This window comes from Pelagimonas varians (genome assembly GCF_003208435.1).
Lineage (GTDB): Bacteria > Pseudomonadota > Alphaproteobacteria > Rhodobacterales > Rhodobacteraceae > Pelagimonas > Pelagimonas varians.
In genome coordinates this window covers 156,637-171,323 of the sequence record NZ_QKMF01000010.1, presented here as the reverse complement: position 1 = coordinate 171,323, position 14,687 = coordinate 156,637, and the positions used below count along the sequence as shown (strand labels likewise).

Below are 14,687 nucleotides of genomic sequence, written 5' to 3'. Positions count from 1 at the left end.
CTTTAAAACATATCCCGCTGCCGTTTCAGGGGACATAAGCTGCGGCATTTCAAAGTCATTCTTTTGGGTCAGACGGGTCTTGATAAAGCCGGGGTTCACAATTCGGATTGTCACGCCGCTGCCCTTCAAATCGTGCCGCATGGTTTCTGCAAGGCTTATTAACGCGGCTTTGCTCGCCCCGTAACCAATCGCAGCAGGCAGCCCACGATATCCTGCAAGCGAGCCTATCAAAGTGATATCGCCCCGTTCTTCATGCACAAATTCAGGGATCACCTGCCCCAAAACCCGCAGCGCGCCGTTGAAGTTGACATCAACCATTTGCAAGGCCGCATTGCCGTCCCAATCTTGGGTCCGCATCGGATCATAGGCCCCTGCGTTATAGACAACACCGTCGATTGGTCCCAACGCTCGCGCCGCAGCCAAAACCGATTGCGCATCCGTGACGTCCATTTGCAGCGCCCGCGCGTTGTTCAACCCGCTGGTCAGATGTTGCAGGCGTGCCATGGACCGTGCGGAGACAATCACATGCGCTCCGGCCTCATCCAATCCTTTTGCAATTTCACGTCCCAACCCTTCGCTGGCCCCGATCACCCAATAGGTTTTCCCTTGGAACCGGTTCATGTGCCTGTTCTCTTGGCCGCAACCCCTGAATAATTCCGGCTGTTCGACACCAAAGGTTCCGGCGGCTCTGGCTTGCGCAAAAACGGGGCACGCTTGAGCCAGAGTTTCAACGCTTGCCAATAGATCAAAGCGACAACCCGCACGGCCCCCAATGGCCGGCGGAACGCTGCGCCGAGAAGTGATTTTGATGTCGCCGGCCTGCGCATTCCATTCAACGTGGCCAGCACGCCTTGGTCCCCGTTTTCAAATGAAATACGGATATTGAAGGCGCGATCCGTCATTTCGAAGTTGAAGCTGTACTGGCCCGCAACCTGTTGAAATGGCGATACATGCATCAGTTTTTCCGCCTCCAATGTCTCTGACCATTCGATCGGCCGAAAGTCTCTGTGGGCGCAAAAATAGCAATGGCGGTGCCCGAAAGTATTGTTCACCTCGGCGATGAAAGCACGCGCCGAGCCATCGATAACCGCGATCCAGAAACTGACCGGATTGAACTGGAACCAAAGGAAGCTCGGCTGGGTCAGCAACAAAAGCTGCGCCCGTTCAACCGGAAACCCCCGCTGTTCAAGCTCGTTGCGGAACCATTCGACCCCGTGCCCATCTCCGCGCGGACCGCCGTGATGGCGATCGTGGATCGAAAACAGATTGAACCGGTTGCGCGACAAAAGGGGCACCGTTTCCGGTGACATGTCGGTCAGCAGATAGTCGACCCCATAGCGGAAGGCGTTTTTGATGCTGCCGCGGCGGGCGTGAAAGGTTTGGGCTTGGATGTGTTGGATCATATGCTTTTGTACGGCAGGCAGCGGCCATTAGATCACCCTGGACGGTGATTTTCTAAAACTAAATGTGATCTAATCGTGGTTGCCCCGCGTATCCCCTTCAAACCAAGTGAAAACGAGGACCGCATGCTCGATCAAATCCGTGGCTCGCGCCGCAAGATTACCATTGTCGGAGGTGGCATTTCCGGTATGGCGGCAGCCTACTATCTGTCACCCAACCACGACGTGACCTTGTACGAGGCCGCGCCGCGTCTGGGCGGGCATGCCCGTACTGTCATTGCCGGAAAAAACGGGGATCAACCTGTCGACACCGGGTTCATCGTCTTCAATTACGCCACCTACCCCTATCTGACGCGATTATTCCGCGATCTGAACGTGCCGGTCGAAAAAAGCGAGATGAGCTTTTGCGCCAGCATCGACGATGGTAAAATCGAATACGGGTTGAACAGTTTCAAAGCGATTTCAGCGCAAAAGCGCAATCTGGTGCGGCCGCAATTTTACAAGATGGTCGCGGACATCTTGCGCTTTGGCAAGGAAGCCGAAGCCGCCGCAGTCGATGACGAAATCACCATTGGCGAATTGGTCACCAAGCTTGGCCTTGGAACATGGTTTCGCGACAATTACCTGATGCCGATGTGCGGCGCGATCTGGTCAACCCCCGCTGGCGAAGTCGACGCGTTTCCCGCAAAATCTTTGATCCACTTTTTCCGCAACCACGCCCTTTTGGCGGGCACGGGCCAGCACCAGTGGTGGACGGTCAAAGGCGGCAGCATTGAGTATGTCAGCCGGTTGGAAACAGCACTTTTAGCGCGCGGCGTGAAAATCCATACCGGAACCCCTGTCGAGTCTGTCACACGCGACACAACTGGCGGACAGGTTCAAGCTCAAGGTCAAGAGCTGCACAGCTTTGACGACATCATTTTGGCCTGCCATTCGGATCAGGCGCTTGCGATCTTGGGTGCCGGTGCAACCCCTGCCGAAACCGGCACGCTTGGTGCCATCCGCTATCAACCGAACACCGCAGTCTTGCATTGCGACGAAACCCAAATGCCAAAGCGGCGCGGTTGCTGGTCCAGCTGGGCCTACCGGTCGCAAGAAGGCGGCGTCGGCATCACCTATTGGATGAACCGCCTACAAAACATTCCCGAATCCGACCCGTTGTTCGTCACTTTGAACCCGTCAAAACCGATCCCCGCCGACAAAGTGTATGACAGCGTCGAATTTGCGCATCCGGTTTTTGACAAACCGGCCCTGCAGGCGCAGCTCAAAATCCAAGAGATGCAAGGCACCAACAACACGTGGTTCGCGGGGGCGTACAACCGCAATGGTTTCCACGAAGACGGCATTGCCAGCGCCATGCGGATTGTCCGTAAAATGAACTCTGAAACCGCATACGCAACCAAAGGATCTGACCATGACATTGACGAACAAAGCCCTAAAGTCGGAATTCCTGGCGACCTGCGCGCAACTGCATGACGGTCAACTGACACTGCGCACCCCCGACGGCGCACGCTATCAATTCGGGGATCACGGACCAGAGGCCGAGATGCGCATCAACGATTGGGCCGCAGTGTCTGCAATGGCCGCGCATGGCCAAGTCGGATTGGGCGAAGCCTATGTTCAAGGGCTTTGGGACACGCCATCTGTCGAAGGGTTGATGAGCGTCGCCCTGCTAAACCGCGATAAAATGGGCGGTTATGATCAGGCAAGCCCCTTTAATCGTGCGAAATTCCGGCTTGTAGATACAGTTCTGCGGGCGAATTCCAAACGCGGTTCGCGCAAGAACATTCGCGCGCACTATGACGTCGGGAACGAGTTTTACCAGCTGTGGCTAGACGAAGGCATGACATATTCGTCGGGCATATTCGGACCCGAGGGCGATGATCTTGCTCAGGCTCAAACCCGCAAAAACGCGCGGGTCATGTCCCGGCTTGGCGACGGCGAGCGGGTGCTTGAAATAGGCTGCGGCTGGGGCGGTTTTGCCGAACATGCCAGCACCGAAGGCCGCGATGTGACTGGTGTTACAATCTCTCGTAACCAGCACAGCTATGCCGATTGCCGCCTGGATGGCCGCGCGGATATCCAATTGCGCGATTATCGCGATGTCAGTGGAAAATTCGACAATATCGTTTCCATCGAGATGATCGAAGCTGTCGGCGAACGCTATTGGCCCAGCTACTTTTCTGCCCTCAAGAGCAATCTGGCCGAGGGTGGAAAGGTGATGTTGCAAGCCATCACTGTACGCGACGAGTTTTTCGAAACCTATCGCGGATCGTCCGATTACATCCGTCAATACGTCTTTCCCGGTGGGATGCTCTTGTCTGATCAAGTGATTGCAGATCAAGCAAAATCCGCTGGTCTTAAGGTTCAGGACAACTTTGCCTTTGGACAGGACTACGGCAAAACCTGCCGGATTTGGGCCGAACGGCTGGTCGGTCAAAAGCGCAAGATACTGGAGCAAGGCTATGGCGAAAGTTTCTTCCGCAATTGGCAGTATTACCTTGAAATCTGCGCTGCGTCTTTTGCGATCGGGCACACCAATGTTGTCCAAGTCGAGCTTGGCCATGCGTAAATTTCTCCGTCATATTGCGCTGGCATTTGCCTTATTGGTTATTCCCTCTGCCGGCGTGTCCGCGTCCGTTGCCAAGGCGCTTCCGGGCGCAGAGCTGCGGGGGCAAGCGACCTTTCGCTATTTGGGGTTCCAACTCTATGATGCACGTTTGTTCACCAAAAACGCAGCGCCGCTCAACTGGTCCGAGGATTTCGGGCTTGAGTTGACCTATAAGCGTAAGCTGACCCAATACGACATGGTTGAAGCGACGCTGCGCGAAATGAAACGGGTTGGCCCCAGCCTGCCGATACGGACAGATCTGGAACGGTGCTACAAAGGCGTTTCGCCCGGTGATCGCTATCTTGCGGTCAGTGAAGGGCCCGATACGCTTAGATTCTGGTACAACGGGACCGCCATTTGCACCCTGCGCCACCCCGGTATCAAAACCCGTTTCATGTCGATCTTCTTGGGCGAAAATACGCGATCAGCGCGGTTTACGCGTGCTTTGAAAGGTCAATGATGCTGTACCCCCGCGTCAGCCTATATGCCTTGATGCTGGCGGCGGCAGGGATCCCTTTGTATATCCATCTGCCGCAATTTGCCGCCATCAACCTTGGGGTTGGCCTTGGCACGCTTGGGGTTATTTTGCTGGCGATCCGGTTGTTTGACCTGTTTCAGGACCCGCTCATCGGATGGGCCGTAGACCGCTGGCCGCAAGCACAAGCCGGATTTGCATTGTTGGCGGCGGCGGGCTTGGCCATCGGGTTTCCATTGATGTTCGGCCTGACCAGCGGCACGTTTTTGGTGGCCAAGCTGATCTTGATCTTGATGCTGCTGTTTTCTGCCTACAGCCTTGGCATGATCTTGCTGTACGGGCGCAGCGCTACCTTGGCCAAACGCGAAGGTCCGCGTGAATTGATGACGCTTGCGGCCTGGCGCGAAGGCGGCATGTTGGGCGGCGTGATCCTTGCGGCCATTGCCCCGTCGGTGCTGATGGGGTTCGGTGCCAGCGCGCAGGGCTATCCGGCGTTTGGCATTGCACTCGGCGCAATTGCGGTCGTTGTGGCGATTGTAACCCGCCCTATCTGGGCGCGTCCGGTGGTCAAAGGCCAACCGCTGTCATATGCGGGTTTGACGCAGGCGGGGGCCATGCGATTGTTGATGTTGGCTGTGCTGAACAGCCTACCCGTCGCTTTGACATCAACCCTGTTTTTGTTTTTTGTCCAAGACCGCCTGAACCTACCCGACCTTGCCGGTCCGTTGTTGGTTTTGTTTTTCCTAAGTGCCGGTCTCAGCGTGCCGGTCTGGACCAAAGTCAGCCACAAGATCGGTGCCAAACGTACTTTGCTGTTTGCGATGCCTCTTGCCATTCTTAGTTTTGTCGGTGCCGCATTTATTGGTTCAGGCAACCTCTTGGGATTTGCCTTGATCTGCGCCGCGTCGGGCGCAGCGCTAGGTGCGGACATGGTGCTGTTGCCCGCTATGTTCTGCATTGCCTTAACCAAAGCAGAGCTCAGCGCATCCACCGCCTTTGGCATCTGGTCCTTTGCCGGAAAACTGGCCTTGGCGCTTGCCGCCGCTTGCGCGTTGCCGCTGTTGGAATTCAACGGTTTCCAAGCCGGCGGTGACAACACGGCCCAAGCCTTGTCCGCACTGACGTTTGCCTATGCCATTCTCCCTTGTTTCTTAAAAACAGCAGCCTTTGCATTTGCTCTGACGCTGCCCTCAGAAAGCTCCGCAGTATGAAAATTGTCATCGCCTGCCTGATGATCGCCCTGATTGCGATGATCGCAAAAACCTATTTCTTCAGCTTCAAATTCCAAGCGCCCGAAAACTATGCCAACACCGGACCGCAATTTGAGTTGACCAAGCATTTGTCTGGCGAAATTCTGTCCGAAGGGCTGATTTTCGGCCCGACCGGCAAGATGACCAACAGCTTTGTCGCCAAGATGGTCGGGGAATGGGACGGCGACACCGGCACCTTGTCCGAAGAATTCACTTATTCCAACGGCAAGACACAAAGCCGGAAGTGGTATTTGAAATTGGGAACTGGAAACAGTTTTACAGCCACGGCTGACGATTTGGTCGGCACGGCCCAAGGGACCGTGTCCGGGTCAACCGTTCGGATCACCTACGACATTATCCTGCCCGAGGACGCAGGCGGGCACATCTTGCAAGCCACGGACTGGATGTATCTAACAGCCGACGGCGCGATCATGAACAAGTCGGAAATGCGCAAGTTCGGCCTGAAAGTGGCGGAGCTGATTGCAACAATGCGGCCTGTGCAGCCTGCCCAATAAAACTGGGCAGGCCGGACATTGTGCGGCGCGGTTTAACGGATGTCTTCCATCGCAACCATGTCCATATCGGTGAACTGCATGTTGTCACCGGCCATGGCCCAGCAGAATGTATAGGATCCGGTGCCAACACCCGAATGGATAGACCATGGCGGCGATAGAACGATATCCTCGTTCGCCATGACCAAATGCCGGGTTTCTTGCGGGTGGCCCATAAAGTGGAACACGCGCTGTTCCTTGGCCACATTGTAATACAGATAGGCTTCCATACGGCGGTCATGCACATGGGTTGGCATGGTGTTCCAAACCGATCCGTTGTGCAGCTGGGTATACCCCATCACCAACTGACAGCTTTCGACCCCGTCGGGGTGGATACACTGACAGATCGTCCGATGATTGGCTGTTTCCGGTGACCCAAGATGCACTTGGTTTGCATCCTCGGGGCGGATCAAAGCTGCCGGATAGGCATGATGTGCAGGGGCAGAAGCAATGTAGAAACGGCCATGTCCGGCAAATGTCACCGCTCCGGACCCCATGGGCAGATACAGCATGTCGCCGTTTTCCAACGTCCAGCTGTCATTGCCAGCCTGAATAGTGCCGGTTTCGCCGATATTCAAAATGCCGACTTCGCGGCGGTTCAAGAAAGACGAGGTCCCGCATTCCGCAACCCGATCCAGCACCAGTTCACCGCCCGCAGGCACAGCGCCCCCGACAATCATCCGGTCATAATGCGTATAGGTTAGCCGGATTTCACCTTTGGCAAACTGACCACCAACGTGAAAATTCTTGCGTAACCCTTTGGTATCAAAGCCTTTGGCGGCCTCTGGATCGACAGCGTATAGTGTTTCAACGGTCAACATGGCATTCGTCCCTTATAGAAAATCGTCGCGGCGCGGGGTAAAGCAATCGACCAGCAGACCCGCTTCGATGCACTGACATCCGTGTTCGGCGTTTGACGGAATAACAAAGCAATCGCCGGCGGAAATCCGTCGGGTTTCACCGTCAATGGTAAAATCGAACACACCTGAGCTGACATAAGTGGATTGGGTATGGGGGTGGCTGTGCAATGCGCCATTGCCGCCTGTGGCAAACCTAAATTCAACAACCATCAGATCAGGGTTTTCAGCACGAACCCGGCGATCTACACCATTGCCGCAATCAACCCAGCTTTGGTTCTGATCTTTTGTCTCATTCATGTTTTTGGCCCTCTTTGCTATCTATACTCGGCGATAGGCAACCTTTTCATTGACCCTATCGCACTGGGTGACTTAGTAACTTATAAATTGATACGTCAATAGAAAGCGTGATATGTCAAAGTCCATTTCTGGCAAAGCGCCCTCTTCGATTGGCATCCCGATCAGCCAACGCGTCTATGAACAGATCCGCGAACGGATTATTTCAATGACATGGCAACCCGGTGCGCGGGTGTCTGAAAAGGATGTTGCAACAGAATTGGGGGTGTCTAAAACCCCCGTTCGCGAAGCCTTTATTCGTCTGTCCGAAGAGGGATTGATGGATATTCGGCCCCAAAGCGGCAGCTATGTTTCAAAGATCAGCTTTGAGCGGGTTTACGAAAGCCTGATGTTGCGCCGAGCTTTGGAAATGGCCGTCGCGGCCGAGGCCGCATCGCAGCGCGGCGCGATTGATCTAATAAAACTCCAAGACTTGATCGATCTGCAAACCCAGGCCGCCGCTCAAGGCGATGGGCCGTGGTTCTTGAAATTGGATCGTGAATTCCACAGCGCACTGATCGAGATTGCTAAAATGCCCTCCGCCAGCCGCATCATTCGTGCGCTGCTGGGGACGGTGGACCGCGTTCAAACCATTCGCATGTCCAAAGGCAAAAATCGCCACCAAGAAGTTATTGCTGCACATCAGGATATCCTCGACGCGATCAGTTTGCGGGACGGACCTGCCGCCGCCGCCGCCATGGATGCGCATCTGAATTGTATTGATCTTTTTGCCCAGATTATTCGCAGCCCCGAAGTCCGCGATCTGGTTGTGTCCCACGCATCCTAAACTTGATGGTCCGGTGGGGCTGCCAGCCCCAACCGGAATTTCAGGCAGGGCCTGATTAGCCCAGAACCGCAGTGACGGCGCGCTGGGTCGCAGCCACAACAGTGTCAGCCTCTTCACGGCTTAGGCAAAACGGCGGCGCAAAACCCAAGATATCCCCCTGCGGCATTGCGCGCGCAATCACGCTGTCTTGCTCCAGCAGTTTCGCAGAAATTTGCGGGCCAATTTTGTCCGCGGCATCAAAGAACGTGCGGCTGTCTTTGTCGCGCACAAACTCGACAGCGGCCAACATACCTTCGCCGCGCACCTCGCCGACGTTGGGATGGTCTTGCAGCGCATCTGCCAGTGCGGACCGGAAATACCCGCCCACTGAGCTTGCGTTTTCGATCAGGTTCAGGCTGTCAATCAGCTTCAAGTTGGCGACACCGGCCGCAGCCCCGATCGGATGGGCCGAATAGGTCCAGCCGTGGCCGATCGGGCCGTTTTCATCTGTCCCCTGCTCCAACACCTTCCAAACCTTGTCTGAAATAATTGAACCGGACAAAGGCGCGTAGGCCGAGGTCAACCCTTTGGCGATGGTGATAATATCCGCCTCAAGCCCGTAGTGATCCGATCCGAACATGCTGCCCAAGCGGCCAAACCCGGTGACCACTTCGTCCGCAATCAGCAAAATGTCGTGCTTTTTCAAAACGGCTTGAATCGCGGCCCAATATCCTGCGGGTGGCGGAACGATACCGCCTGTCCCCAAAACCGGCTCACCGATAAAGGCCGCGATGGTATCCGCGCCCTCGCGGTCGATCATCTCTTCGAGCGCAGCAACACAATGGGCGACAAACTGTTCTTCGGTTTGATCCAGATTTGCCCGGCGGTAATAATAAGGTGCCTCGGTGTGTAAAATGTTGTCGAGCGGCAGATCAAACTTTTTGTGGAACAGCTCTAGCCCAGTCAAAGACCCCGTCACCAGACCCGAACCATGATACCCGCGCCAACGCGAGATGATTTTTTTCTTTTCCGGACGGCCAAGGATGTTGTTGTAATACCAAACCAGTTTGACGTTGGTTTCATTGGCATCGGACCCGCCAAGACCAAAGTAAACTTTGGACATATTCGCAGGCGCGCGGTCCAAAATCATCTTGGACAAGGTGATCGATGCCTCGGTCCCATGGCCGACATAGGAATGATAATAGGCCAGTTCCGACGCCTGTGCCGCGATCGCATCCGCAATCTCGGTGCGGCCATAGCCAACATTCACACAGTATAACCCGGCAAAGGCATCAAGCATTTTGTTGCCGTCGCGGTCTTCAATATAGACGCCGCTGGCGGTCTTGATAACGCGCGACGGACTTTCGCCGCGCGCGTGCTGTGCCAAATGGGTCGACGGGTGAAAGAAATTTTCCCGATCCCAGCTGTCAAGTTGGTCGTTTTTCAGCATGTATAGGTCCCATTCTGTCTTCGCAAATTCTGTATTGTGTACAACATATCAAGAATCACTTGATTTTCAGCGTGAAACTTACACACATCTACTAATATCACCATTTCGTTTTTAGCGTTGTACACATCACGAACCGAAATGCCACAAAAGGATGGACCGATGCCTCAGGAAAATGCCCCGTTCAGTCGCGCCGAATATGACCGACGCATCGCCAAAACCCGAGCCGCTATGCAGACAGCAGGCCTTGATCTGTTGTTTGTCACAGACCCGTCCAATCAGGCCTGGCTGACCGGTTATGACGGCTGGTCGTTTTATGTACACCAAGGGGTTTTATTGGGCATGGAAGGCGATCCGGTCTGGTGGGGACGCCATATGGACAGCATCGGCGCGGGTCGCACCTGCTGGATGGAAACCGATCACATCCACGGATACGCCGACCATTTCGTACAATCCACCCAGCGCCATCCGATGCAAGATTTGGCCCGACATATCAAAGCCTTGGGTTTTGACACCGCCACAATCGGCGTGGAGCTGGACAACTATTATTACTCAGCCAAGGCGCATGCTGTTTTGGTTTCATCTTTGCCAAATGCCCAACTGGTTGACGCAACGGCCTTGGTGAACTGGCAACGCCTGATCAAATCCGAAAGCGAGATTGGGTTCATTCGCAAAGCAGCCCGCATTTCAGAAAAGGTCATGACAACAGCATTGGACAAAGCCGAACCCGGAGTGCGCAAAAACGATCTGGTCGCCGAAATCTTTCATGCAGGCATCACCGGCGTCGATGACATTTGGGGCGATTATCCGGCGATTGTACCGCTGACTCCCTCGGGTCTGGATGCCACGGCGGCGCATTTAACATGGGATGGCACGCCCATGCGCAGCGGCGAGGCGACGTTTTTTGAGCTGTCCGGCTGTTATCGCCGCTATCATGCGCCGCTGTGTCGAACGATTTTTCTGGGCACTCCGCCCCAAGAAATGCTGGACGCAGAGCAGGCGCAACTGGAAGGGATCGCCGCAGGGCTTGAGGCCGCGCGGGCCGGAAACCGGACCTGCGACATCGCCAACGCCTTTATCAACGTTCTGAAAAAACACGGTATTCATCGTGAGGGTCGCTGCGGGTATCCCATCGGCCTCAGCTATCCGCCGGACTGGGGGGAGCGCAGCGCCTCAATCCGCAGCGAAGACCAGACGGAACTACAGCCCGGCATGGTGTTCCATTTTATGCCTGCCTTGTGGATGGACACATGGGGGCTGGAAACCACGGAAACCATTTTGATCAACGATAGCGGCCCGGCCGAAACCCTTTGCGATGTTGACCGCAAGCTTTTTGTCAAAGCCTGAGGCATGGGGAATCTCAGCAAAACCAAGGATCTTTTGCGCGAACTGGTGGCCTTTCCAACTGTATCGAGCAGCAGCAACCTAGCGTTGATAGATTTTGCCGCGACCCATCTCGAAACCTGCGGGGCCAAAGTTGACGTGATCAGTGCGCCCTGTGGCACCAAAGCCAATCTGTTCGCCACCCTCGGGCCCGAAATTGACGGTGGCATTTTGCTATCCGGCCATAGTGACGTGGTGCCTGTGGCCGATCAAGATTGGCAGTCGGACCCCTTTGAAATGGAAGAACGGGGCGGCCGCCTGTATGGTCGCGGCACCTGTGACATGAAGGGGTTCATTGCGGCCATTCTTGCCATGGCACCAGAATTTGCCCGTCAAATCCGTGACCGGCCGGTACATTTCGCCTTAACTTATGACGAAGAAATCGGCTGCTTTGGCGCACAGCATTTGGCCCAAACCCTGCAAGATCGCGGTGTGACACCCGGCGTGGCAATCATCGGCGAACCAACGATGATGCGCATTATCGAAGGGCATAAAGGTTGCTACGAGTATTCCACTCATTTTCACGGGCTAGAGGGGCATGGCTCCACGCCGGATCTTGGCGTGAACGCGGTTGAATTTGCCGCCCGTTATGTGAACCGCTTGTTGGAACTTAAAAAAGAATTACGAGGCATGGCACCGGACGGCAGCCCGTTTGAACCCCCATGGACCACCATCAATGTTGGCGCGCTCAATGGCGGTGTCGCCCATAATGTCATCGCCTCCAAGGCGCAAATCGATTGGGAAATGCGGCCGGTTCAAACCTCGGATGCGGAACATGTAAAGACCGCTTTGCGGCAGCTATGTGAACGGGACCTGCTTCCGCAAATGCGCGCAATCCATCCACAAGCCAGAATTGAGTTGGAAACCATCGGCGAAGTTGCAGGTCTGGTGCCAACCGACAAAAATGAAGCCCGCGAGATTTTTGGGACGCTCACCGGTGCCAATACCGCGGATCTGGTTGCTTTTGGGACCGAAGCCGGTATTTTTCAGGCCCTTGGCACCGATGTTGTGGTTTGCGGACCCGGCTCGATTGAACAGGCCCATAAAGCAGATGAATTTCTGTCGCTTGATCAACTGTCTCAGTGCCTGACAATGCTGGAACGGCTAGGGGAACGGTTGGGTGACATACCAAAATGAGACACCGCACGATCCTGTGCAGCCGACTGTGCGTGACCGCCATGCGGTGATGCACGGCGAAATCCGGCAGCGCATTTGCCTGTTGGAATATCCCCCCGGCATGCGTCTGTCGGAAGCCGCCCTTGCCGAAGAATTCGGAACAAGCCGCACGCCGATCCGGCGCGTTTTGGCCCGGCTTGAGGACGAAGGGTTGGTTCAATCACATCATGGGGTCGGCACCATCGTGACCGACTCCGACATCGCTGAACTGGCCCAAGTTTACCGACTGCGGATAGAACTGACCGAATTGGTAGGCAGGTTGGATCCGGAACCACCAAACGAAAAATTCATGCTCCGCTTTGACAGTTTAGTGCAACGCAGCGCCAAAGTTATTGCCACCGGCACCCCGCATGATTTCACCCGCTTTGACATGGAAGTATTTCAAGTATTATTAGAGCTGACCTCCAACATTCCTCTGCGGCAAACCATGGAACGGCTATACTTCCAAACCAAGCGTATTTGGTTGAAAACCGCCATCGAAGCTCAGCTTGATCTTGATGAAGAGGTGCGCATTTTTCATCAAGAATTGGAGGCAATCCAATTGGCGTTACGCTCCGGCGATTTGAACGCGGCAGCCCACATCCAGCGCGCGCACATCTCTATGAGTTTTCAGCGATTGCAGCAGCAAAACATCTGACTGGGTCCTAAGGACAAGATCAAGCTGCTTGCGCAGGATCCTCGTGCTCGTCTACCGCGCCGTCATCTAACGTGAATGTCTGAACGAGATCACTGAGACCCATGGCCTCGTTTCTCAACATTTGTGCGGCGCTTGCGGATTCTTCGACCATGGCTGCATTTTGTTGGGTGACACGGTCAAGGTTCATAACGCCGATGTTGATTTCATTCAGGCCATCCGCCTGATCCGATGCCCGCTTGGCGATTCCGCCGACCATCGTGGATATACCGGACACATTGCTCAACACTTCGTCCAATGCAGATCCCGCGCTTTGTACCAACATAACGCCATCTTGCACCTGATCCGCAGATCCAACGATCAGCTCTTTTATCTGTTGCGCCGCTTCGGCACTTCGCTGCGCAAGGCCTTGGACTTCAGAAGCGACAACAGCAAAGCCCTTGCCGGATTCGCCCGCCCTTGCAGCCTCGACACCCGCATTCAAAGCCAGCAAGTTTGTCTGGAAAGCAATGTCATCAATGACTGAAATAATGTCGTTGATTTGTTCGGATGACTTTTCGATTTCACCCATTGCAGACATCGCCGATCGCATGACATCGCCGCTCCTGGAGGCCAAATTGGTTGTGTTTTGAACCGCATTTTCGGCTTCTTCCGCGGCTGTTGCTGCGTCTTTTACCATCGCAAGCATTTGATCCAGCGCCGCTGCAGATTGCTCCAAGGTGGCCGCCTGTGTTTCGGTTCTTTGCGACAGGTCCGTAGAAGCCTGCGCTATTTCATCCGCATGATGGCGAATATTCCCGGAGTTTTCACTGACCCTTGTGATCGCAGAGTGCAAGCCACGCAGCGCGCGATTATAGTTTTGTTGTAAAAGCTTATAGCTCTCGGGAAACTCCTCGGTAATCTCCTTGTGAAGCACGCCATCCGCCAGTTGCATCAAACCCTTTCCCAATTGCTCAACCACGGCAACCTGTGCTTCATTCTGCCGCTCTTTTTCCACCTCGCTTTCGCGTGCGATTTGAAGTTTTTCCATCAGATGCGCCAGTTTGCGGGCCACATCCCCCAACTCATCGCGGCGATTGACCATTCCGATTGGGGTTTCGTAGTCGCCATCGGACACACGGGCTATGGCACCGCTTAGCCGCGCCATGGGGAGGCCAAGGGACCGCCGCAACAAATAAATCGTTAGGATCGACATGACTACAAAAACACCGGCGGCCCACCCGGCAATTTTGATTTTCTGTCCAATTATAGCGGCCTTGGCGGGCTCAGGTGTCCAGGCCAAGGCAACAGCGCCGATAACGCTTTCTGACGAGCCCGCGACAATTGGACGTGCAAGAATCCGGTTGCTTTGTGATGCCTCTGCCTGCGCCGAGCCAATCGATTGAAGCGCAATGGCTTGCAACTCTGCCAACAGCTCTGGCGTTGCATCCGAATTGTTCAACAAGGCCCCGTTGACATCCACAACGACAATTCCAAGGCTGCTGTCCCCGAGTGTTTGCAAACCGTCGCTAATCTCTGCCTCGATCTTGGCATCCACCTTGAACTTCACCGGATTGGCCAGCAAATCCGCCTTTTGAACCAACGTTCCCTGGGCTTTTTCTGCGACACCTTGGGTGACCAGATCATTTGCAAGATTGGTCGACAAGGCCGACAAAATACCGGCAACAACAATTGTTGTCATTGTCATCAGCCCAGCACATCGCATGAACAATGAATTATGGGCCCCTTTTAGGACGCCAGATTTAACCGGATTTGCCATTCACCAATTCCCATTGAGTTTCACATCAGTAAACTTGTTAGA

At 54.8% G+C, this 14,687-nt stretch carries 15 protein-coding genes; 9 read left to right on the top strand and 6 right to left on the bottom strand.

Going from position 1 to position 14,687, the window contains the following annotated elements; translation table 11 throughout:
- The coding region (locus C8N36_RS14465) for an SDR family NAD(P)-dependent oxidoreductase (RefSeq protein WP_110767911.1) at window positions 1-621 on the bottom strand (621 nt) is incomplete at its 3' end.
- Window positions 618-1,403, bottom strand: a complete 786-nt coding sequence (locus C8N36_RS14460) for a DUF1365 domain-containing protein (RefSeq protein WP_097805266.1) — start codon at window positions 1,401-1,403, stop codon at window positions 618-620. The genes C8N36_RS14460 and C8N36_RS14465, both read right to left, overlap by 4 nt.
- A 123-nt stretch (window positions 1,404-1,526) precedes the next feature.
- Here C8N36_RS14460 and C8N36_RS14455 point away from each other — a divergent pair, with 123 nt between their 5' ends.
- Genes C8N36_RS14455 through C8N36_RS14435 form a run of 5 tightly spaced genes read left to right on the top strand, consistent with a single transcriptional unit; the run spans window position 1,527 to window position 6,251 of the window.
- Window positions 1,527-2,876 carry an NAD(P)/FAD-dependent oxidoreductase gene (locus tag C8N36_RS14455; RefSeq protein WP_097805396.1) on the top strand — a complete coding sequence of 450 codons (1,350 nt, stop codon included), beginning with the start codon at window positions 1,527-1,529 and terminating at the stop codon, window positions 2,874-2,876.
- Window positions 2,815-3,972: an SAM-dependent methyltransferase gene (locus C8N36_RS14450; RefSeq protein ID WP_097805267.1), complete on the top strand. Its 1,158-nt coding sequence runs from the start codon at window positions 2,815-2,817 to the stop codon at window positions 3,970-3,972. The genes C8N36_RS14455 and C8N36_RS14450 overlap by 62 nt, the downstream gene beginning before the upstream one ends.
- Window positions 3,965-4,471, top strand: coding sequence for a hypothetical protein (locus C8N36_RS14445; RefSeq protein ID WP_097805397.1), 507 nt, complete (start codon window positions 3,965-3,967; stop codon window positions 4,469-4,471). The genes C8N36_RS14450 and C8N36_RS14445 overlap by 8 nt, the downstream gene beginning before the upstream one ends.
- Entirely contained in the window at window positions 4,471-5,697 is a 1,227-nt protein-coding gene (locus C8N36_RS14440) for an MFS transporter (RefSeq protein WP_097805398.1), read from the top strand. Before C8N36_RS14445 ends, C8N36_RS14440 begins: the two co-directional genes overlap by 1 nt.
- Complete coding sequence (locus tag C8N36_RS14435) at window positions 5,694-6,251, top strand: DUF3833 family protein (RefSeq protein WP_097805268.1); 558 nt, start codon at window positions 5,694-5,696, stop codon at window positions 6,249-6,251. Before C8N36_RS14440 ends, C8N36_RS14435 begins: the two co-directional genes overlap by 4 nt.
- 32 nt (window positions 6,252-6,283) lie before the next feature.
- Here C8N36_RS14435 and kduI read toward each other — a convergent pair whose 3' ends face one another.
- The gene (kduI, locus tag C8N36_RS14430; protein ID WP_097805269.1) at window positions 6,284-7,108 is read right to left on the bottom strand and encodes a 5-dehydro-4-deoxy-D-glucuronate isomerase; all 825 of its coding nucleotides are present in this window, start codon (window positions 7,106-7,108) and stop codon (window positions 6,284-6,286) included.
- A gap of 12 nt (window positions 7,109-7,120) precedes the next feature.
- Entirely contained in the window at window positions 7,121-7,444 is a 324-nt protein-coding gene (locus tag C8N36_RS14425) for a cupin domain-containing protein (RefSeq protein WP_097805270.1), read from the bottom strand.
- Between the two features lie 112 nt (window positions 7,445-7,556).
- Here C8N36_RS14425 and C8N36_RS14420 point away from each other — a divergent pair, with 112 nt between their 5' ends.
- Window positions 7,557-8,267, top strand: coding sequence for a GntR family transcriptional regulator (locus C8N36_RS14420; RefSeq protein WP_097805271.1), 711 nt, complete (start codon window positions 7,557-7,559; stop codon window positions 8,265-8,267).
- A 55-nt stretch (window positions 8,268-8,322) separates the two neighbouring features.
- Here C8N36_RS14420 and C8N36_RS14415 read toward each other — a convergent pair whose 3' ends face one another.
- Window positions 8,323-9,696: an aspartate aminotransferase family protein gene (locus C8N36_RS14415; RefSeq protein WP_097805272.1), complete on the bottom strand. Its 1,374-nt coding sequence runs from the start codon at window positions 9,694-9,696 to the stop codon at window positions 8,323-8,325.
- A 159-nt stretch (window positions 9,697-9,855) separates the two neighbouring features.
- Here C8N36_RS14415 and C8N36_RS14410 point away from each other — a divergent pair, with 159 nt between their 5' ends.
- The 3 genes from C8N36_RS14410 to C8N36_RS14400 are packed head-to-tail and all read left to right on the top strand — an operon-like array spanning window position 9,856 to window position 12,889.
- Window positions 9,856-11,040 (top strand): M24 family metallopeptidase, encoded by a 1,185-nt coding sequence (locus C8N36_RS14410; protein ID WP_097805399.1) that lies wholly within the window; start codon window positions 9,856-9,858, stop codon window positions 11,038-11,040.
- Between the two features lie 3 nt (window positions 11,041-11,043).
- Complete coding sequence (gene argE, locus C8N36_RS14405) at window positions 11,044-12,213, top strand: acetylornithine deacetylase (RefSeq protein WP_097805273.1); 1,170 nt, start codon at window positions 11,044-11,046, stop codon at window positions 12,211-12,213.
- Window positions 12,197-12,889 carry a GntR family transcriptional regulator gene (locus C8N36_RS14400; RefSeq protein ID WP_245910836.1) on the top strand — a complete coding sequence of 231 codons (693 nt, stop codon included), beginning with the start codon at window positions 12,197-12,199 and terminating at the stop codon, window positions 12,887-12,889. Before argE ends, C8N36_RS14400 begins: the two co-directional genes overlap by 17 nt.
- A gap of 19 nt (window positions 12,890-12,908) precedes the next feature.
- Here the strand turns inward: C8N36_RS14400 and C8N36_RS14395 are convergent, their stop codons facing one another.
- Window positions 12,909-14,573 carry a methyl-accepting chemotaxis protein gene (locus tag C8N36_RS14395; protein ID WP_170125882.1) on the bottom strand — a complete coding sequence of 555 codons (1,665 nt, stop codon included), beginning with the start codon at window positions 14,571-14,573 and terminating at the stop codon, window positions 12,909-12,911.
- Window positions 14,574-14,687: the final 114 nt, after the last annotated feature.